At 70.5% G+C, this 19,310-nt stretch carries 17 protein-coding genes; 11 read left to right on the top strand and 6 right to left on the bottom strand.

Going from position 1 to position 19,310, the window contains the following annotated elements; translation table 11 throughout:
- Window positions 1-14 precede the first annotated feature (14 nt).
- The 11 genes from AB0D66_RS12390 (at window position 15) to AB0D66_RS12340 (ending at window position 13,143) form a co-directional block, all read left to right on the top strand.
- Entirely contained in the window at window positions 15-1,430 is a 1,416-nt protein-coding gene (locus AB0D66_RS12390) for an MFS transporter (protein WP_362300733.1), read from the top strand.
- Between the two features lie 144 nt (window positions 1,431-1,574).
- Window positions 1,575-2,879, top strand: coding sequence for an anaerobic C4-dicarboxylate transporter family protein (locus AB0D66_RS12385; RefSeq protein ID WP_362300730.1), 1,305 nt, complete (start codon window positions 1,575-1,577; stop codon window positions 2,877-2,879).
- A gap of 207 nt (window positions 2,880-3,086) precedes the next feature.
- A complete protein-coding gene (gene pflB, locus AB0D66_RS12380; RefSeq protein WP_362300727.1) occupies window positions 3,087-5,357 on the top strand; it encodes a formate C-acetyltransferase in 2,271 nt (756 codons plus the stop codon).
- Between the two features lie 128 nt (window positions 5,358-5,485).
- Window positions 5,486-6,286: a pyruvate formate-lyase-activating protein gene (gene pflA, locus AB0D66_RS12375; protein WP_362300725.1), complete on the top strand. Its 801-nt coding sequence runs from the start codon at window positions 5,486-5,488 to the stop codon at window positions 6,284-6,286.
- A gap of 68 nt (window positions 6,287-6,354) precedes the next feature.
- Complete coding sequence (locus tag AB0D66_RS12370; RefSeq protein WP_362300723.1) at window positions 6,355-7,452, top strand: MFS transporter; 1,098 nt, start codon at window positions 6,355-6,357, stop codon at window positions 7,450-7,452.
- Complete coding sequence (locus tag AB0D66_RS12365) at window positions 7,449-9,779, top strand: molybdopterin oxidoreductase family protein (RefSeq protein WP_362300720.1); 2,331 nt, start codon at window positions 7,449-7,451, stop codon at window positions 9,777-9,779. The genes AB0D66_RS12370 and AB0D66_RS12365 overlap by 4 nt, the downstream gene beginning before the upstream one ends.
- 6 nt (window positions 9,780-9,785) lie before the next feature.
- Window positions 9,786-10,442: a 4Fe-4S dicluster domain-containing protein gene (locus AB0D66_RS12360; protein WP_362300718.1), complete on the top strand. Its 657-nt coding sequence runs from the start codon at window positions 9,786-9,788 to the stop codon at window positions 10,440-10,442.
- Complete coding sequence (locus tag AB0D66_RS12355) at window positions 10,439-11,098, top strand: Rieske (2Fe-2S) protein (protein WP_362300715.1); 660 nt, start codon at window positions 10,439-10,441, stop codon at window positions 11,096-11,098. The genes AB0D66_RS12360 and AB0D66_RS12355 overlap by 4 nt, the downstream gene beginning before the upstream one ends.
- Window positions 11,095-11,463, top strand: a complete 369-nt coding sequence (locus AB0D66_RS12350) for a hypothetical protein (protein WP_362300712.1) — start codon at window positions 11,095-11,097, stop codon at window positions 11,461-11,463. The genes AB0D66_RS12355 and AB0D66_RS12350 overlap by 4 nt, the downstream gene beginning before the upstream one ends.
- 2 nt (window positions 11,464-11,465) lie before the next feature.
- Window positions 11,466-12,893 (top strand): NarK family nitrate/nitrite MFS transporter, encoded by a 1,428-nt coding sequence (locus AB0D66_RS12345; protein WP_362300709.1) that lies wholly within the window; start codon window positions 11,466-11,468, stop codon window positions 12,891-12,893.
- 37 nt (window positions 12,894-12,930) lie between these two features.
- Window positions 12,931-13,143 carry a hypothetical protein gene (locus tag AB0D66_RS12340; RefSeq protein WP_362300706.1) on the top strand — a complete coding sequence of 71 codons (213 nt, stop codon included), beginning with the start codon at window positions 12,931-12,933 and terminating at the stop codon, window positions 13,141-13,143.
- Between the two features lie 31 nt (window positions 13,144-13,174).
- On the opposite strand, the gene mscL is transcribed toward AB0D66_RS12340, so the two are convergent.
- From mscL to AB0D66_RS12310, 6 genes are all read right to left on the bottom strand, one after another.
- Complete coding sequence (mscL, locus tag AB0D66_RS12335) at window positions 13,175-13,675, bottom strand: large conductance mechanosensitive channel protein MscL (protein WP_362300703.1); 501 nt, start codon at window positions 13,673-13,675, stop codon at window positions 13,175-13,177.
- Between the two features lie 123 nt (window positions 13,676-13,798).
- Window positions 13,799-14,263, bottom strand: a complete 465-nt coding sequence (locus AB0D66_RS12330; RefSeq protein ID WP_362300700.1) for a hypothetical protein — start codon at window positions 14,261-14,263, stop codon at window positions 13,799-13,801.
- 428 nt (window positions 14,264-14,691) lie between these two features.
- Window positions 14,692-15,525: an S-methyl-5'-thioadenosine phosphorylase gene (locus tag AB0D66_RS12325; protein WP_362300696.1), complete on the bottom strand. Its 834-nt coding sequence runs from the start codon at window positions 15,523-15,525 to the stop codon at window positions 14,692-14,694.
- Window positions 15,526-15,603: 78 nt separating this feature from the next.
- On the bottom strand, window positions 15,604-15,912 hold the full coding sequence (locus tag AB0D66_RS12320) for an FmdB family zinc ribbon protein (RefSeq protein ID WP_362300693.1): 309 nt from the start codon (window positions 15,910-15,912) through the stop codon (window positions 15,604-15,606).
- Between the two features lie 67 nt (window positions 15,913-15,979).
- Complete coding sequence (locus tag AB0D66_RS12315; RefSeq protein ID WP_362300690.1) at window positions 15,980-17,362, bottom strand: MFS transporter; 1,383 nt, start codon at window positions 17,360-17,362, stop codon at window positions 15,980-15,982.
- Window positions 17,363-17,756: 394 nt separating this feature from the next.
- Window positions 17,757-19,292 (bottom strand): potassium/proton antiporter, encoded by a 1,536-nt coding sequence (locus AB0D66_RS12310; protein WP_362300688.1) that lies wholly within the window; start codon window positions 19,290-19,292, stop codon window positions 17,757-17,759.
- Window positions 19,293-19,310: the final 18 nt, after the last annotated feature.

The raw sequence follows: 19,310 nt of genomic DNA, 5'->3' as shown, positions 1-19,310 counted from the left end.
TCTGAGGACACACCATGAGTTCCGCCACGAAGGACGCGGTCGCGGTACGGCCGCAGCTCGCCGATCCGGCGCAGTACCGTCCCGGCCGCACCATCACCGAATGGACGCCGGAGGATCCCTCCTTCTGGCAGTCGACGGGGAAGAGGGTCGCGACCCGCAACCTGTGGATCGCGGTGCCGGCGCTGCTGGTGGCCTTCGTGGTCTGGCAGGTGTGGAGCATCACGGCGACCAACCTCAAGGACGTCGGCTTCGGCTTCTCGCAGTCCCAGCTGTTCTGGCTGACGGCGGTCCCCGGCATCACCGGCGGTACCGCGCGCATCCTCTACACCTTCATCGGCCCGATGATCGGGCAGCGCCGCTTCACGGCGGTCTCCACGGTCGTCCTGATCGTGCCGCTGCTGTGGCTGGGCTTCGCGGTGCAGAACCCGGACACCCCGTACGGCACGATGATCGCGATCGCCGCGCTGTGCGGCATCGGCGGCGCGAACTTCTCCTCCTCCCTGGCCAACATCGGCTTCTTCTACCCGAAGCGGGAGAAGGGCAACGCGACGGGCATCAACGGCGGACTGGGCAACCTGGGCGTGTCCGTGGTCCAGCTGCTGACCCCGATCCTGATCACCTCGTCGGTGCTGGCGATCGGCGCGGGCCAGAAGAAGGCGAACGGCTCGGAGATCTACCTCCAGAACGCGGCCTTCGTGTGGGTGCCGGTGCTGATCGTGCTGGCCGCGGTGGCCTGGTTCGGCCAGAACGACCTCAAGGTGGCCTCCACCCCCTTCAGCCAGCAGAAGATCATCTTCAAGCGCAAGCACAACTGGCTGATGACCTGGCTCTACGTCGGCACCTTCGGCTCCTTCATCGGCTTCGCGGCGGCGCTGCCCCTGCTGATCAAGACCACCTTCCCCGCGTACTCGGTGGCCACCTACGCCTGGATGGGCCCGGCGCTCGGCGCACTCGCCCGCTGGGCGGGCGGCTGGATCGCCGACAAGCTGGGCGGCGCCCGGGTGACGATCCTGTCCTTCGTGGGCATGGCGGCCTCCATCATCGGTGTGATCACCTTCCTGCCGGCCGGCTCTGACGCCGGGTCCTTCTACGGCTTCTTCTTCTGCTTCCTGTCGGCCTTCTTCTTCTCGGGCATCGGCAACGGCTCGACCTTCCGGCAGATCCCGGTGATCTTCCGCAGCCAGCACCTGAAGGGGCTGACGGAGGGCACGCCGCAGTACACGGCCGCGCTGAAGCAGGCCGAGATCGAGTCGGGCGCCGTGACCGGGTTCACGGCCGCGATCGCCGCCTACGGGTTCTTCTTCATCCCGGCGATGTTCGCCAACTTCGCCGTGACGAGCGCGATGTGGGGCTTCGTGGGCTTCTACGCCTCCTGCGTGGTCGTGGCCTGGTGGTTCTACGCCCGCCCGGGCGCCGAGGCACCCAGCTAGGCCGTCCCGCCCCTCCCGGGGCTCCGCCCTTCCGGGGCCCCCGGGGCTCCGCCCTGACCCCCGGGTTCGGGGCGGAGCCCCGGCGCGCCGTGCGGCTGCGCGGCGAAGCACTCCCCGCCACGAAAGGCCACACCAGTGCTCGGCATGTTTCTGCAGCTCGGGGTCATGGTCGCGGCCATCGGGCTCGGGTCGCGGAAGGGCGGCGTCGCCATGGGGCTCTGGGGAGCCGTCGGGGTGTTCGTGCTCGCGACCTTCTTCGGGGTGACCCCCGCCGACACCTCCGGCATCGTCGACGTCATGCTGATCATCCTCGCGGTGATCACGGCCGCCGCGGCCATGGAGGCCGCGGGCGGCATCGACCACCTCGTCGCGCTGGCCGAGCGGGCCATCCGGCGAAACCCCCGCAGGGTGGTCTACGTCGCCCCCCTCGTCTCCTGGGCGTTCACCCTCGGCGCCGGCACCGCGCACGTCTTCTACCCGCTGCTGCCCGTCATCCACGACGTGGCCCGCGAGGGCGGGGTCCGGCCCGAGCGGCCTATCGCGGCGGCCTCCATCGCGGCCACCTTCGGTATCACCGCGTCGCCCGTCTCCGCCGCCATGGCCGCCATGATCGTGATGTTCGACGGCGACGGCTGGAACCTCCCCCGGATCATGGCGGTCGCCGTCCCCGCCACCCTCCTCGGCGTGCTGGTCGCGGCCGCCGTGCAGTCCAGGGTCGGCAGGGAGCTCGACCGGGACACCGAGTACCTGCGCCGGCTCGCCGCCGGGGAGCTCGAGGCCCCCGCCCCGGCCGAAGCCTCCGCCGCGCCCCGGCCGCGGGCGCGCTGGTCGGCGTACCTCTTCCTCGGCGGGACCGCGGCCGTGGTCGTCAGCGGGCTGTTCCCCGCCCTGCGCCCCGACACGGGCAAGGGCCCGCTCTCCATGCCCGCCACCGTCGAGATCCTCATGATGGCCGTGGCCGCGCTGATCCTGCTGGTGTGCAAGGTCGACGCCAAGCGCGTTCCGGCGACGGACGTGGCCAGGTCCGGACTGGTCGCGGTCATCGGTGTCTTCGGGCTGTCCTGGCTGGGCCTGTCCTTCATCGGCGCCAACGAGGCCCGGATCACCGGCGCCCTCGGCGGGGTCGCCCAGGACCATCCGTGGTTCTTCGCCGTCATGCTGCTGCTCCTCTCCGCGCTGCTGTTCAGCCAGGCCACCACCACGAAGGCCCTGATGCCGCTCGGCCTCGCCCTGGGCATACCGGCACCGTTCCTCATCGCGATGTGGCCCGCCGTGAACGGCTATTTCCTCTTGCCGACCTACGGGACCTTCATTGCGGCGATCAACTTCGACCGGACCGGTACCACCCGGGTCGGCCGGTTCGTCGTCAACCACTCCTTCATGCTGCCGGGCCTGGTCACGACGTGCGTCGCGGTATCCACAGGCTTCGCCCTGGTTCGTATTGTCTGATTTCTCGAGAAACTTGTGAAAGTTTTCACAAGCGCACGATGGACCTTCGGCCCTCACGAAACAGCAGGTCAGAGCAGGCCTGGGGGGTGGTCGGGCGGAGCGGGCAGGACCTTCGGGCGTCAGCTAGGGACCAACGCGGCGCCAAATGATCGATCAAAAGGCGTGCAATGGACACAAGCAATAAGGCGACTGAAGAAGGTGCGGGCGATGACTGCCACCCCTGCGGAGACCACGAAGATCGGCGAGGCCTGGGAGGGCTTCAAGGGCGGCCTGTGGCGTGACGCCATCGACGTCCGCGACTTCATCCAGCAGAACTACACGCCGTACGAGGGCGACGACGCCTTCCTCGTCGGCCCCACCGAGCGCACCACGGCCGTGTGGAAGGCGATCACGGACAAGTTCCCGGAGGAGCGCGAGAAGGGCGTCTACGACATCGCCCACGACATCCCGTCCTCGATCACCGCCCACGCCCCCGGCTACATCGACCGCGACAAGGACCTGATCGTCGGCCTCCAGACCGACGCCCCGCTCAAGCGCGCGATCATGCCGTACGGCGGCTGGCGCATGGTCGCCGGCGCCCTGGAGACCTACGGCTACCCGGTCTCCGAGGAGCTGGAGAAGGTTTTCACCGAGTACCGCAAGACCCACAACGCCGGTGTGTTCGACGCCTACACCCCCGAGATCCGCGCCGCCCGCAAGGCCGGCGTCGTGACCGGTCTGCCGGACGCCTACGGCCGCGGCCGCATCATCGGCGACTACCGCCGCGTGGCCCTGTACGGCGTGGACCGCCTCATCGCCTCCAAGAAGGAGGAGAAGGAGGAGCTGAACTACCTCCCCGCGGGCGGCCGTCCGCTGGAGGAGACGATCCGCCTGCGCGAGGAGCTCGCCGAGCAGATCCGCGCCCTCGCCGAGCTCAAGGCGATGGCCGCCTCCTACGGCTACGACATCTCCCGCCCGGCCGCCACCGGCCGCGAGGCCGTCCAGTGGCTGTACTTCGCCTACCTGGCCGCCGTGAAGGAGCAGAACGGCGCGGCCATGTCGCTGGGCCGCACCTCCACCTTCATCGACGTCTACCTCCAGCGCGACATCGAGGCCGGACTCCTCACGGAGGAGCAGGCCCAGGAGCTGGTCGACGACTTCATCATCAAGCTGCGCATCGTCCGCTTCCTGCGCACCCCCGACTACGACGAGCTGTTCTCCGGCGACCCCACCTGGGTCACCGAGTCGATCGCCGGCATGGGCGAGGACGGCCGGCCGCTGGTCACCAGGACCTCCTTCCGCTACCTCCAGACCCTCTACAACCTCGGCCCGGCCCCCGAGCCGAACATGACCGTCTTTTGGTCGCCGCAGCTGCCCCAGGGCTTCAAGGAGTTCTGCGCGCGCGTCTCGATCGACACCTCCTCGGTGCAGTACGAGTCCGATGAGCTGATGCGTCCGCGCTTCGGCGACGACACCGCCATCGCGTGCTGCGTGTCGGCGATGCCGGTCGGCAAGCAGATGCAGTTCTTCGGCGCCCGCGTGAACCTCGCCAAGACCCTCCTCTACGCGATCAACGGCGGCCGGGACGAGAAGTCCGGCGCCCAGGTCGGCCCCGCGACCGGCGCCCTCACCTCCGAGGTGCTGGACTACGACCAGGTCATGGCCAAGTTCGACGAGCAGATGGAGTGGCTCGCCCAGACCTACGTCCACGCCCTGAACGTCATCCACTACATGCACGACCGGTACGCCTACGAGCGCATCGAGATGGCACTGCACGACCGCGACGTGCGCCGCACCATGGCCTGCGGCATCGCCGGCCTCTCCGTCGCCGCCGACTCGCTGTCCGCCATCAAGCACGCCGAGGTCACCGCCCTGCGCGACGAGACGGGCCTGGCCACCGACTACCGCGTGGAGGGCGAGTACCCGGCGTACGGCAACAACGACGACCGCGTCGACGACATCGCCGTGTGGCTCGTCGAGGAGTTCATGAGGAAGGTCCGCAAGCACGAGACCTACCGGGGCGCCGAGCACACCCAGTCCGTGCTGACGATCACCTCGAACGTCGTCTACGGCAAGAAGACCGGCAACACCCCGGACGGGCGCCGCGCGGGCGAGCCGTTCTCGCCGGGCGCCAACCCGATGAACGGCCGCGACACCCACGGCTACGTCACCTCGGCGCTGTCGGTCGCGAAGCTCCCCTACGAGGACGCCGAGGACGGCATCTCGCTGACCAACACCGTCACCCCCGACGGGCTCGGCCGCACCCCCCAGGAGCGGATCAGGAACCTGGCGGGCGTGCTCGACGGCTACATGGCCAGCGACGGCTTCCACATGAACGTGAACGTGCTCAACCGCGACACGCTCATGGACGCCATGGAGCACCCGGAGAACTACCCGCAGCTGACCATCCGCGTCAGCGGCTACGCGGTGAACTTCGTCCGCCTCACGCGGGACCAGCAGCTCGACGTGCTGAACCGCACCTTCCACGGCTCGCTCTAAGGGCGCACCGCGCGCGGAGCGCGGCCCCAGCGAGCCACCTCAGACCGCGCGGCCCGGGGACGGTCCCCCCCCACCCCGTCCCGGGCCGCGCGCATCCACGGACACCGGATCAGTCTGGAGCACCTGCCATGACCGTCCTCCTCGGCGCGAACATCGCCCGCGCCGCCGCCACCCCCGCGGCCGCCGCGACCCAGCGGCCGAGCGAGGGCTCCGTGCACTCCTGGGACCTGTCGACCGGGGTCGACGGTCCGGGCACCCGCTTCGTCACCTTCCTCTCCGGCTGCCCGCTGACCTGCCTGTACTGCCACAACCCCGACACCTGGAAGATGCGCAACGGCAAGCGGACCTCGGCCGACGCCGTGATCGCCGAGGCCGCCAAGTACCGCACCTTCATCGCCGCGTCCGGCGGCGGGGCCACCGTCTCGGGCGGCGAGCCGCTCCTCCAGCCGGTCTTCGCGGGCGAGCTGCTGCACCGGATGAAGCACGAGCTGGGGCTGCACACCGCCCTGGACACCTCGGGCTTCCTCGGCGTACGGGCCACCGACGCCCTGCTGCGCGACGCGGACCTGGTCCTGCTCGACATCAAGTCCTGGGACCGGGAGACGTACCGGAAGGTCACCGGCCGCCCGCTGCGGCCCACCCTGGACTTCGCGCAGCGCCTCGCGGACCTCGGCAAGGAGGTGCACCTGCGCTTCGTCCTGGTGCCAGGGCTCACCGACGCGCCGGAGAACATCGAGGGGGTCGCCGCATTCGCCGCGGGCCTCGGCAACGTCTCGCGGGTGGACGTGCTGCCCTTCCACAAGCTGGGCGAGGGCAAGTGGCAGGCGCTGGACATGAACTTCACCCTCCACGACACGCCCTCGCCCGACGCGGAGCAGGTGGCCGCGGCCAAGCAGATCTTCGAGGCCCGGGGCCTGACCGCCGTCTGAACCCGTTCGGCCCAACGTTCACCGTCGCATAACGGGCCTAACAGGCACAGACCGCCTAGCGTGGTGCTGTGTCCGAGCCCACAGAAGTACTCGCCGCACCCCCGCCACCGCCGGAGGCACCCGAAACCCCGCCGCCGGCCGGCAGATCCGTCACCGCGCGGGCCACCCTGGCCGGCACCGCCGTCTCGCTGCTGCTCATCGTCGCCATCGTGCTGGGCAGCCGGCTGCTGCGCGACTTCGACTCGGCGCTGCTGCCGTACGCGGTCGCGACCGTCTTCCTGGCCTTCGGCGTGGCCTACCGGTACACGGTGTGGGTCTCCGCGCCCGGCGCCCGCCGTCTCTTCAAGAAGGGCTTCGGCAGCTTCTTCTCGGCCGCGAACTTCCGCAAGGCGCCCACCGCCCTGCCGAAGATGATCGCCACCTACCTCGGCTTCCAGAAGTTCCTCGGCGCCCGCTCACGCGCCCGCTGGGCCGCCCACCAGCTCATCTTCTGGGGCTGCATCCTGGCCGCGCTCATCACCTTCCCGCTCACCTGGGGCTGGTTCACCTTCACCTCGGACAGCGGCTCCGGCCCCGGGTACGAGATGCGGATCTGGGGCCTCAAGGTGCTCGGCTTCGACTCGCTGAACATCGTGGGCTGGCTGATGTTCCACGGCCTGGACGTCGCGGCGGTCCTGGTCATCCCCGGCGCCTCGTACTTCCTGTGGCGCCGGATGAAGGACCGCGGGGCCATCACCGGCCAGCGCTTCGCCTACGACCTGCTGCCGCTGATCTGCCTGATCGTGATCTCGGTGACCGGGCTGCTGCTGACCTTCTCGTCGATCTTCCTGCACGGCGGCGGCTACGAGTTCCTCGCCATCCTGCACATGGTGTCGGTGGTGTTCACCCTCATCTACATCCCGTTCGGGAAGTTCTTCCACATCGTCCAGCGGCCGGCCGCCGTCGGCATGCAGCTGTTCAAGTACACGGCCCGCCAGGACGAGCAGGTCTTCGCCTGCAAGCGCTGCGGGGAGCCCATCGACACCACCCCGTACGTGGAGAACCTGCGCGGCACGATGCGGGACCTCAAGCTCGACTTCAACGCCTTCGTCGAATACTGCCCGCGCTGCAAGCGGGTGCTGCGCGGCAACGCCTACCTGACCCACGTCAAGAAGGGCTTCAAGTGACCGCGACCGACCCCGCCAAGGCCGGGTCCCGGCCCGTGCCCGTCTCCATCGACCCCTCCATCGCACCGCCCGGCACCCGCAACTTCCGCGACGCGGGCGGCATCCCCGCCGACCAGTGGCACGCCGACCAGAACGGCGAGACCCTCGTCCCCACCCACTGCTGCTTCTGCGGGGTGCAGTGCGGGATGTACCTGCGCGTGGACAAGGGCGGCAAGGTCTTCGGCGTGGAGCCGCGCAACCACGACATCAACCGGATGCGGCTGTGCCCCAAGGGCATCAACGCCTACCAGCAGGTCAACCACCCCGACCGGCTCACGAGCCCGCTGATGCGCCGTTCCCGCGACGAGGAGTTCAAGGAGGCCTCCTGGGAGGAGGCCCTCGACTTCACCGTCTCCGAGGTCAGGCGCATCCAGCAGGAACACGGCAACGACGCCTTCGGCCTGCTCGGCGGCGCCAGCCTGTACTCCGAGAAGACCTACCTGGTGGGCAAGTTCGGCCGGGTCGCCCTCAAGACCCGGCACGTCGACTACAACGGCCGCCTGTGCATGGTCAGCGCCGCGGGCGCCAACAAGCTGGCCTTCGGGATCGACCGCGCCGCCAACCCCTTCTCCGACATCCTCCTCACCGACTGCCTGCTGATCGCCGGGTCGAACGTGGGGGAGTGCTTCCCCGTGATGACCCAGTACGTCTGGGGCGCCCGCGACCGGGGCGCCTCGCTGATCGTGGTCGACCCGCGCGAGACCGCCATCGCCCGCACCGCCGACGTGCACGTCGCCCTCAAGCCCGGCACCGACTCGGCCTTCTTCAACGCCGTCCTGCACGTGATCGTCGCCGAGGGGCTGACCGACGACGCCTACCTCGCCGCCCACACCACCGGCTGGGAAGAGGTCAAGGAGAACGTCGCCGGCTACCCGCCCGAGCGGTCCGCCGCGATCTGCGGGATCCCGGCCGAGCAGATCGTCCAGGTGGCCCGGATGTTCGGCGGGGCCGGCAAGGCGATGGCCTTCCACGCACGCGGGATCGAGCACCACTCGCAGGGCGTCGAGAACTGCCTGTCCGTCATCAACCTGTGCGTGGCCACCGGAAACCTGGGCCGGCCCGGAGCCGGCTACGGCACCATCACCGGCCAGGGCAACGGCCAGGGCGGCCGCGAGCACGGCCAGAAGGCCGACCTGCTGCCCGGCGGCCGCTCCATCATGAACGAGGAGCACCGGCGCCAGATCTGCCGCATCTGGGGCATCGAGGAGTCCGAACTCCCGCCCGCCGGAACCTCCATGATGGAGATGGTCTGGCAGATGCAGCGGCGCGAGATCCGCGGTCTGATCGGCATCTGCAACAACCCCTTCGTGTCGCTGCCGAACTACGCGACGGTCAAGGAGGGCTACGACGCCCTGGAGTTCCACGCACAGTTCGACTTCTTCCTCTCCGAGACCGCGACCAACGCGCACGTGGTCTTCCCGGTCACCGTCTGGGCCGAGGACGAGGGCGTCATGGCCAACACCGAGGCCCGCGTCGTCAAGCACAACAAGGCGCAGGAGCCGCCCGCCGGCGTGCGCACGGACACCTGGGTGATGTGCGAACTCGCCAAGCGCCTCGGCGTCGGGGACAAGTTCGACTTCGCCGGCTCCCGCGAGGTGTTCGAGGAACTGCGCGTCGCCTCGGCCGGCACGGTCAACGACTACTACGGCATCACCTACGAACGCCTGGAGGAGACCGGCGGGATCATGTGGCCCTGCCCCTCCACCGACCACCCGGGCACCCCCCGGCTGTTCGAGGGCGGCAAGACCTTCCACCCCGACGGCAAGATCCACCTACAGGTCGTCGAGTGGCACGCGCCGATGGACCCCTACACCGAGGAGTACCCGCTCTCCCTCACCACGGGCCGCACCGTCGCGCACTTCCTCTCCGGCAACCAGACCCGCCGCCTGGGCGCCCTCGTCGAACAGACCCCGCGGCCCTGGGTGGAGGTCCACCCCTCGCACGGTTTCAAGAACGGCGACCCGGTCCGGGTGGTCACCCGCCGCGGCAGCGAGGTCTTCCCGGCCCTGGTCACCGAGGCCATCCGCCCCGACACCGTCTTCATCCCGTACCACTGGCCCGTCCCCACGGCCGCGAACGCCCTGACCATGGACGCCCTCGACCCCCGCTCGAAGATCCCCGAGTACAAGGTCTGCGCCGCACGGGTCGAGGCCGCGGAACGGATCGACGAGGTCCCCGCGCCCCCCACCGCCCCCGGCCACGAGGCCTACCCGGAGACCCAGGTCTCCCGCACCGACCCCCTGCCCCCCACGGCCCCGCAGGGCCGTGGCACGGCGGAGAGGAGCTGACCCGCCATGATGGGCCGCACGATCTTCATCGATCCGGGCCGCTGCATCGGGTGCCAGGCCTGTGTCTCCGCCTGCCGCGAATGCGACTCCCACCGCGGCAAGTCGATGATCCACCTCGACTACACCGAGCCCGGCATGTCCGTCGCCTCCCTCCCGACCGTCTGCATGCACTGCGAGGACCCCGTCGCCCCCTGCGCCGAGGTCTGCCCCGCCGACGCGATCCTGGTGACCGCCGACGGCGTGGTCCAGCAGGCGGACACCACCCGCTGCATCGGCTGCGCCAACTGCGTCAACGCCTGCCCCTTCGGCGTCCCGAAGATCGACCTCCAGGCGAAGCTGCAGATGAAGTGCAACCTCTGCTACGACCGGACCGCCTACGGACTGGCCCCCATGTGCGCCACCGTCTGCCCCACCGGAGCCCTCTTCTACGGAACGCTCGAGGAGCTCCAGGCCGAGCGGCCCGGAGTCCAGGTCGCCGACTCCTTCGTCTTCGGCGACGTGATGGTCAGCACCGGCGTGGCGATGGTCGTGCCCGCCGACAAGGTCCAGTGGCCGGTCCCCGGCGGCCTGCCGGTGGTTGAGATCAATGGAGTGGACATGCGCGAAGCGCATTCGAACGAGGGTGGCGACGGGCGACCGGCGGGCGGAGTGGACGTCCGATGAGCGTCACCGAACAGCCGGCTCCCGCGCCCGGCCAGGATCCCGACGGCGACGCCGCCGCGGAGCAGCTCCGCGACCGGATCAGCGCCGATTCCCTGACCACCCGCCGCGACTACCTGCGGATCGTCGCCACCGTCTCCGGCGGCCTGGCCGTCGGCGGCGTCGGCGTCGCCGCCGGCATGCTGCACCGGCACGGCGACAACGAGAAGCTGCCCGAGGCCAAGCGCGTCGCCGACCAGCTGGCGCCCGGCCAGTCCGTCGCCTTCCGCTTCCCCGGCGACGAGGACCGGGCGCTGGCCGTCAGGCTGGCCGACGGCACCCTCGTCGGCTACTCCGCCGTCTGCACCCACCTGGCCTGCGCCGTGCTCTGGCGCGAGGACCGGGGGGTCGACGGGGAGCTTTACTGCCCCTGCCACGAGGGCGTCTTCGACGTCCGCACCGGCGAGGTGGCCGCGGGCCCGCCACCGCGCCCGCTCCCCATGGTCTTCCTGACCGAGCAGGCCGACGGCAGTGTCTGGGCCATCGCCACCGCCCGGTCGGGAGAGCCGGCCAAGGACGCCCTGTGCCGGCAGTTCGGCGATTCCCGCCCCGAGACGACCCGCAGGCTGGGCTGCCCCGGAGCGGATCGCGCCGCCTCCGACGAAAGCGGACGGACGTGAGCGACGCACAACTGCCTCCGCGCCCCGACTACCGCCCGGGAAGCGCCCAGCCCCGGCTGAACCGGCCGGTGCGCGAACGGTATCCGCAGATCCGCTCCACCAGCGGCTACGGGGACCCGCGGATCCGGCACACCGGCCCCGGGCCGGGCGCCGGCACCGAACAGGAGCCGGAGCGGTCCTCGAAGCTCAACGCCCGTCTGACCCTGGCCCTCACCGTGGTCATCGGACAGCTCTGGGCGCTGACCGTGACCGTCAACGAGTGGATGAAGGGCAACACCGGCACGGCCTGGTGGGGTGCGGGATTCCTGATCCTGTCCTTCCTCGTCGTGATCGCGCTGTGGCTCCTCGACCCGAAGGACCGATGACCATGTCGATACCCACGCCCACCCCCTCCGCGGTGCGCTCGCACCGCGCGGAGACCTACAAGCCCGGTGCCACCATCGGCGACTGGCGGCCCGAGGACGACGGCTTCTGGCAGTCCACCGGCCGCAAGGTCGCCCAGCGCAACCTCTGGGTCTCGATCCCCGCGCTGATGCTGGGCTTCGTGGTCTGGCAGGTCTGGTCGGTCACCGTCGTCAAGCTCAACGACGTCGGCTTCGGCTTCTCCCGGTCGCAGCTGTTCTGGCTGACCGCCATCCCCGGCATCACCGGCGGCACCTTCCGGATCCTCTACACCTTCATCGGGCCGATCTTCGGCGAGCGGAAGTTCACCGCCTTCAGCACGATCGTCCTGGTCGCGCCGATGCTGTGGCTGGGCTTCGCGCTCCAGGACACCGAAACCCCGTACTGGGAGCTCGTGCTGATCGCGGCGGTCTGCGGCATCGGCGGCGCCAACTTCGCCTCCTCGATGGCCAACATCGGCTTTTTCTTCCCCAAGCGGGAGAAGGGCAGCGCCAACGGCCTCAACGGCGGGCTGGGCAATCTCGGCGTGAGCGTGGTCCAGCTGGTCGCCCCGCTGGTGGTCACCGCCGCCGTCCTCGGTGCGCCGGCCGGCGGCCCCCAGCACGACGCCAAGCAGAACACCGACATCTGGCTGCAGAACGGCGCCTTCCTGTGGGTGCCGCTGCTGGTCGTCGTAGCGCTGCTCGCCTGGTTCCTGATGAACGACCTCAAGGTGGCCGCCGCCCCCTTCAGCCAGCAGAAGATCATCTTCAAGCGCAAGCACAACTGGCTGATGACCTGGCTCTACGTCGGCACCTTCGGCTCCTTCATCGGCTTCGCCGCGGGCCTGCCGCTGCTGATCAAGAACAACTTCGAGGCGCAGGGCTACCAGGCCACCACCTATGCCTGGATCGGCCCCTTCATCGGCGCGCTCATGCGCTGGGCCGGAGGATGGCTCTCCGACAAGATCGGCGGCGCCAGGGTCACCATGCTGTCCTTCGTCGGCATGGCGGCCTCGCTGGTGGTGGTGATCTTCGCGCTGCCGCACAGCGGCGACCAGGGCAGCTTCTGGGCCTTCTTCATCGGCTTCCTGGCGGCCTTCGCCTTCTCCGGCCTCGGCAACGGCTCGACCTTCCGCCAGATCCCGGTGATCTTCCGGGACCAGCACATGCGGGAGGCCGAGGGCAAGGGGCCCGAGGCGCAGGGCGCCGCGCTGAAGCAGTCCGAGATGGAGGCGGGCGCCGTCACCGGCTTCTCCTCCGCCATCGCCGCCTACGGGTTCTTCTTCATCCCCGCGATGTTCGCCGCCATGGCCGTCACGCACGCGCTGTGGCTGTTCATCGGCTTCTATGCCACCTGCCTGGTGGTGTGCTGGTGGTTCTACGCCCGCAAGGGCGCCGAAGCCCCCAGCTGAACGGGGCCGTCCCCGGGGGCGGCCGTACCCTGGAGGCATGAGCATCCCCGCCGCCCCCGACCCGCAGCACGGGCCCGCCGTGCCGCCGAAGACCGAGCCGAAGCCCAAGCCCCGGCTCGTCTTCGACGACCCGCTGGACCAGCAGTCCTCGGACGACACCGACCGGGGCTGGGGCGAGCGGCCGGCCGCCGGAGGCAGCGCGGCCGACCTGGCCCGCTTCCTCGACGAGAAGCCCCCGCACCACATCTGAGCCGCGGGGGCGGCCCGCGTGGTCCGGCCGGCTAGAACGCGTCGCGCGAACCCGGCGAGCCGGTGCCGCCGCCGTTCGCCCCGCGCTGTGCGACCAGGGCGTCGCGGATCTCCTTGAGGACCTCCAGCTCCGTGATCTCCATGGTCTCCTGCACGCCCTCCTTGGCCTTGCGGCGCGCCTCCACCTTGGCGAGGTACTTCGCCATCGGCAGGACCATGAGGAAGTACACGACGGCCGCGGTGATCAGGAAGGTGAGCGCGGCGTTGAGCACCGAGCCCCAGAGGATCTCGACGCCGGTGGGCTGGCCGCCCGCGTCGAGGCCGCAGGGGGCCTTCAGGCACGACGTGTAGACATCGAGGCTCTTGGTCCCGATGGCTCCCACCAGCGGGCTGATGATTCCCTTGACGATGGCGTTCACGATGTTCGTGAACGCCGCGCCGATGACCACGGCGACCGCGAGGTCGACCACGTTGCCGCGCATCAGGAAGGCCTTGAAGCCCGCCAGGACGCTCTCCTTCTTCTTCTCGCTCACCACTGAGCCCTTCTTCATATCTGCCGAACACGGAGCCAACGGTTCCGAAAACTACGGCAGTCCGGGCGCGCTCTGTCCAATCGCCCCACCCTTCGAGGTGACTTGACCGGTCGCGTGTGCGGATCAACACAGCGTCACCGCCAGTCGGGCCGTCGCACCCGCGCCCACGAGGGCCCGCGCCGTGTCCCGGGGCACGGACAGGACCACCAGCGCCCCGCCGTCCCCCGTTCCCGGATCCGCGGCGGGCACTTCGGCGACCCGGGCGCCCGCCGCCACCACCCTCGGGGGCCCGGCACGCTCCGCCGCGACCACGTCGACCCGGTCGCCGGGCCGCAGCAGCCGCACCGTGGCCGCATCGGCGATGCGCACCGGGGCCGACACCATCCGCACCGGCGCGGGCGCGGGGGCGCTCGGGGAGGCCCGCACCCCGGGGGGTGCGGCCCGCGAGGCCTGCGCCTGCGTCCCGCCCACGGCCAGTGCCGCCGCCGCGACGGCCAGCCCGGCCGCGAGGGCCCGCCGCCGGCGCCGCAGGGCCCTGCGCAGCCGGTCGCCGCCCCGCCCGACCCGCAGCGGGGGAAAGGCGGGCACGGGCCGCGCCGGGGGACACGGAGACGGGCAGGGGGAGGCGGAACCGGAGGCAGGAGCTGAAGCGGAGGAGCAAGGGGGAGCAGAACCGGACGCGGAGGAGCAGGGGGCAGCGGAACCGGACGCCTGAACACCCGTGTGCGCGGGAGCGCGCACGGGTGCGGGAACCACGGGTGCGGAAACCACGGGTCCGGGAACGGGGAGGGAGGAGGGGAGCGCGGAAGAGCGCGAGGAAAAACGCGCGGAAGAACGCGCGGGCGTACGGGACATGAGGGCCACCACCAGTCGCAGGGAGTCGCTGTGCCCGGACCCGGCGCCCGGACACAGCCCACGATCCGGCCTCCCGCCGGATCCCGCTCCGGCCTGTGGACGATCCCCAGCTTGTGGACAACCCCGTCACCCTCAGGTGTCAGGGACCGCCCCCACGGCGGCTAGGGCAGTTCGATCCCCAGATCCCAGCCGTCGTGCGCGTGCGTGCACAGGCAGGCGCGCGCCTGCGTCGCCGGGAGCGCCGCCACCGCGTCGAAGAGGACCTCGCGCAGCCGGCCGACGTTCTCGCCGAACACCCGCAGCACCTCCGTGTGGGACACGCCCTCACCGGTCTCGGCGCCCGCGTCCAGGTCCGTCACCAGCGCCATCGACGTGTAGCAGAGCCCCAGCTCCCGGGCGAGGACGGCCTCCGGGTGGCCCGTCATGCCGACCACCGACCAGCCCGCCGCCGCGTGCCAGCGCGACTCGGCGCGCGTCGAGAACCGCGGCCCCTCGATGACGACCATGGTGCCGCCGTCCACCGGCTCCCAGTCCCGCCCCCGGGCCGCCGCCAGCGCGACCGACCTCCCCACCGGGCAGTACGGGTCCGCGAAGGTGGTGTGCACGACGTTCGGCACGCTGCCGTCGGGCAGCGGCTCCCCGTCGAAGAAGGTCTGCGCGCGGGACTTCGTACGGTCGACCAGCTGGTCGGGAACGAGCAGCGTGCCCGGACCGTACTCGGTCCGCAGGCCGCCGACCGCACACGGGCCCAGCACCTGGCGGACGCCGACCGAGCGCAGCGCCCACAGGTTCGCCCGGTAGTTGATCCTGTGCGGCGGGACGGTGTGGCTGCGCCCGTGCCGGGGGAGGAAGGCGACCTGCCGGCCGGCCAGCTCACCCACGTACAGGGAGTCGCTCGGAGGTCCGTACGGGGTCTCCACCTGGATCTCGGAGACGTCCTCCAGGAAGGAGTAGAAGCCCGAACCGCCGATGACACCGATCTCTGCGTTCACCATGGCGCCACCCTAGCCGGGCACGCGAAAGGCCCCGCTGCCCGATGGGCGGCGGGGCCTTTCGGCGAGTGGAACGGTTGGTCAGGCAGCCGAGGTGGAGCTGCTGCCCGAGCTCGACGACGTCGAGGAGGACGAAGCGGCGGGAGCGGCGGCAGCCGTGGACGTCGACGGGGCCGAGGCCGGCTTCGAGGCAGGGGTGCTGCTCGACGAAGCGCCGCGGCTGTCGTTCCGGTAGAAACCGGAGCCCTTGAAGACGATGCCGACCGCGGAGAACACCTTCTTCAGGCGTCCGTCACAGCTCGGGCACACGGTCAGCGCGTCATCGGTGAACTTCTGCACGGCCTCAAGGCCCTCACCGCACTCGGTGCACTGGTACTGGTAGGTCGGCACGAATTTCCTCCTGGCACTCTCACTCAATGAGTGCTAACGACGCTCCATGGTGACGTATTCCGGCGGATCAGTCCACCGTCACCGGCACGCGGTGACCCATCCCACGCTCGTTCACCCGGTTACGGGAGGCCGACGAGGGGGCCGACGAGGGGGTCGGCGAGGGGGCCGCGGCCGGGGCCGCGGCGGGCGCGGACGAGTTCACGATCCGGCTCGGAGCCTTGGGCGCCAACTTCGCGCGCAGGGCCAGCAGGGTGACCAGGGCCAGCGCGGTGGCGGCCATCGGCACCAGGAAGCCGTACGCGGACCCGTGCGCGTCCGTCAGGCGGCCGGCCAGGGTCACGGCGACGGCCTGTCCGAAGGCGACCGCGCCGGTCAGCCAGGTGAAGGCCTCGGTGCGCGAGGCGGCCGGGATCAGCTGCTCGATCATGGTGTAGCCGGTGATCAGCGCCGGGGCGATGCACAGGCCGACGACCAGGCCGAGCGCGCCCAGCACGATCGCCGAGTTCGCGGCCCACAGGACCGAGGCGGCGGCGGTGAGGCCGATGTAGCCCAGGATCAGGCGGCGGCGCGGGCCGATCTTCCAGGCGATGGCGCCCATGGCGATGCCGGCGACCATGTTGCCCGCGGCGAAGACGCCGTAGAGCAGGCCGTTGGCGCCCGGGTTGCCGATCTCGTTGGAGAAGGCGGCGAGCGAGACCTGCATGCCGCCGAAGACGGCGCCGATCCCGAGGAAGGCGACGATCAGGACGCGCAGGCCCGGGAAGGACAGGGCGGAGGCGTGCTTCTCGCCGTCGGCCGGGCGGCCGGTCGGCTTGGGCTGGGTGGCGCGCTGCGCGGCGAAGACGAGCCCGCCGACGAGCGTCAGGGTGGCCTCGGTGATCAGGCCCGCCGAGGGGTGGACCTGGGTGCACAGGAAGGTCGCGAGGACCGGGCCGACGACGAAGGTGAACTCGTCGGTGACGGACTCGAACGCGGCCGCGGTCGGCAGCAGCGGCGAGCCCTCGAGCTTGGCGGCCCAGCGGGCCCGGACCATCGGACCGGCCTGCGGGACGGAGGCGCCGGCCGGGACGGCGGCCAGCACCAGCGCCCACAGCGGGGCGCCGAGGAGCGCGAGGGCGGCCAGCGCGCCCACGGAGGCGGTGTGCGTCAGGGCGGCCGGGACCAGGACGGCGCTCTGGCCGAGCCGGTCGGTGAACTTGCCCATCAGCGGGGCGAACACGGCCATGGACACGCCGGTCACGGCGGTCACGATGCCGGCGCTGCCGTAGGAGCCGGTGGTGTGCTGGACGAGCAGGAGGATGCTGACGGTGAGCATCCCGAAGGGAAGCCGGGCGGCGAAGCCGGGAAGTACGAAGCCGAGGGCACCGGGGGTGCGCAGGAGCTGCCCGTAGCCGGGGCGGGCGGAGGGGGTGGACGTGGCGGACGTTCCGGTCGTGACCGCGGATGTCACGGCCTTGCCTTTCCGCTGCCTGGTAGAGCGTCCCCGTCTGCGGACGGTGCGTCGCCTTGTGAGCGACCGCACCCGTACATGTGGGAGCCCCGAGAGCTGTCCTCTTGCGCAGAACCGAGTGATACCTGGGCGCCCACTGCGGGAGGGAGCCACGGCCGCTTTGCGGTCGCGCCAGCTCTGCATCAGGCAGAGTTGGTTCGATCTGTTGTGCCTTCATCGTACAGGGGAACCCACTACCACGCCCTGTGATTGCGGCGACAAGGCGTGTCTTCACCTGCGATTAACGGGAGCTTCGCCTTTTTAAGCCCATAGAAACACGGTTAAAACAGGGCATAAGTCACCGAAATCGGAGGAATTAGAACGCCGCTCTAAAGTCGGACTCCATCGGGACGCGTCACCCGCGCGAGCGCGAAGACCCGTTCCCGCCCGTCCCCAGCCACCCGGCCAGCTTGCCGCCGCGGGCCACCGCGCGCAGCCGCGCCTCGGCCGCGTCCCGTACCGGATCGGTGGTCACGACCAGCAGCTCGTCCCCGCGCCGCAGCACGGTCGACGGCAGCGGTACGAAGCTCTTGCCCTCGCGGACCACCAGGGTGACCGAGGCCCCCGGCGGCAGTCGCAGCTCGCTCACCTCTACGCCGTGCATCCGCGAGGCGGCGGGGATCGCGAAGGAGAGCAGGTGTCCGCGCAGCTTCTCCAGCGGCGCCGACTCGATGCCGAGGTCCGAGGCGGATTCGTCGGTGGCGCCGAGCTCCAGCTTGCGCGCCAGCCAGGGCAGGGTCGGCCCCTGCACCAGGGTGTAGACGACGACCAGCACGAAGACGATGTTGAAGACGCGGTCGCTGCCCTCGATCCCGGACACCATGGGGATGGTCGCCAGGATGATGGGCACGGCTCCGCGCAGACCGGCCCAGGACATCAGGGCCTGCTCGCGCCAGGGGATCCGGAAGGGCAGCAGGCTGACGAAGACCTCCAGCGGCCGCGCCACCATGGTGAGGACCAGCCCGATGATCACGGCCGGCCAGAAGTCGTGCACCAGCTCGTGCGGGGTGACCAGCAGGCCGAGCAGGACGAACATGCCGATCTGGGCGATCCAGCCGAGCCCGTCCGCGAACCCGCGGGTGGCCGGCCAGTGCGGGAGCTTGGCGTTGCCGAGCACCATCGCGGCCAGGTACACGGCGAGGAAGCCGGATCCGTGCGCCATCGCGCCGGCCGCGTACGCCGTCACGGCGATGGCCATCACGGCGATCGGGTAGAGGCCGGAGGCGGGCAGCGCCACGTGCCGCAGGCCGTACGAGCCCAGGAAGCCCACGGTCAGGCCGATCGCGGCGCCGATGGCCAGCTCCAGGGCGATCTTGCCGAGCAGGACGTACCAGTCGTCGATCGGCCCGACCGTGGCGAAAGCCACGACCAGGATGACGACGGGTGCGTCGTTGAAGCCGGACTCCGCCTCGAGGACGCCCGTGATCCGGGAGGGGAGCGGGACCTTGCGCAGGACGGAGAAGACGGCCGCCGCGTCGGTCGAGGAGACGACCGCGCCGATCAGCAGGGCCTGGCGCCATTCCAGTCCGACCAGGTAGTGCGCCCCCGCGGCCGTGATGCCGACGCTGACCGCGACGCCCACCAGGGACAGCACGATCGCGGCCGGCAGGGCCGGTTTGATGTCTTTCCACTTGGTGCCCAGACCGCCCTCGGCGAGGATCACGACGAGCGCGGCATAACCGATGACCTGGGTCAGCTCGGCGTTGTCGAAGACGACGTTGCCGATGCCGTCCTGGCCTATCGCGATGCCTATGCCGAGGTAGATGAGCAGGCTGGGGAGGCCGCTGCGTGAAGAGATGCGTACCGCCGCGACGGCGACGAGCAGCACGAGCGAGCAGACCAGCAGAAGCTCATTGAGCGTGTGGACAGTCAGCGGGCGACCCTTCCTCAAAGCACGCGGAGGATCCGG

The organism is Streptomyces sp. NPDC048270, assembly GCF_040652335.1.
Taxonomy (GTDB): domain Bacteria; phylum Actinomycetota; class Actinomycetes; order Streptomycetales; family Streptomycetaceae; genus Streptomyces.
The sequence above is the reverse complement of the archived record's forward strand: the minus strand, read 5'-3'. Positions and strand labels throughout refer to the sequence as shown.

Coding starts and splice junctions, on each gene's coding strand:
- pflB (WP_362300727.1), top strand. CDS start 3,087: ATGACTGCCACCCCTGCGGAGACCACGAAGATCGGCGAGGCCTGGGAG.
- AB0D66_RS12355 (WP_362300715.1), top strand. CDS start 10,439: ATGAGCGTCACCGAACAGCCGGCTCCCGCGCCCGGCCAGGATCCCGAC.
- AB0D66_RS12385 (WP_362300730.1), top strand. CDS start 1,575: ATGTTTCTGCAGCTCGGGGTCATGGTCGCGGCCATCGGGCTCGGGTCG.
- AB0D66_RS12360 (WP_362300718.1), top strand. CDS start 9,786: ATGATGGGCCGCACGATCTTCATCGATCCGGGCCGCTGCATCGGGTGC.
- AB0D66_RS12340 (WP_362300706.1), top strand. CDS start 12,931: ATGAGCATCCCCGCCGCCCCCGACCCGCAGCACGGGCCCGCCGTGCCG.
- AB0D66_RS12325 (WP_362300696.1), bottom strand. CDS start 15,525: ATGGTGAACGCAGAGATCGGTGTCATCGGCGGTTCGGGCTTCTACTCC.
- AB0D66_RS12345 (WP_362300709.1), top strand. CDS start 11,466: ATGTCGATACCCACGCCCACCCCCTCCGCGGTGCGCTCGCACCGCGCG.
- AB0D66_RS12390 (WP_362300733.1), top strand. CDS start 15: ATGAGTTCCGCCACGAAGGACGCGGTCGCGGTACGGCCGCAGCTCGCC.
- pflA (WP_362300725.1), top strand. CDS start 5,486: ATGACCGTCCTCCTCGGCGCGAACATCGCCCGCGCCGCCGCCACCCCC.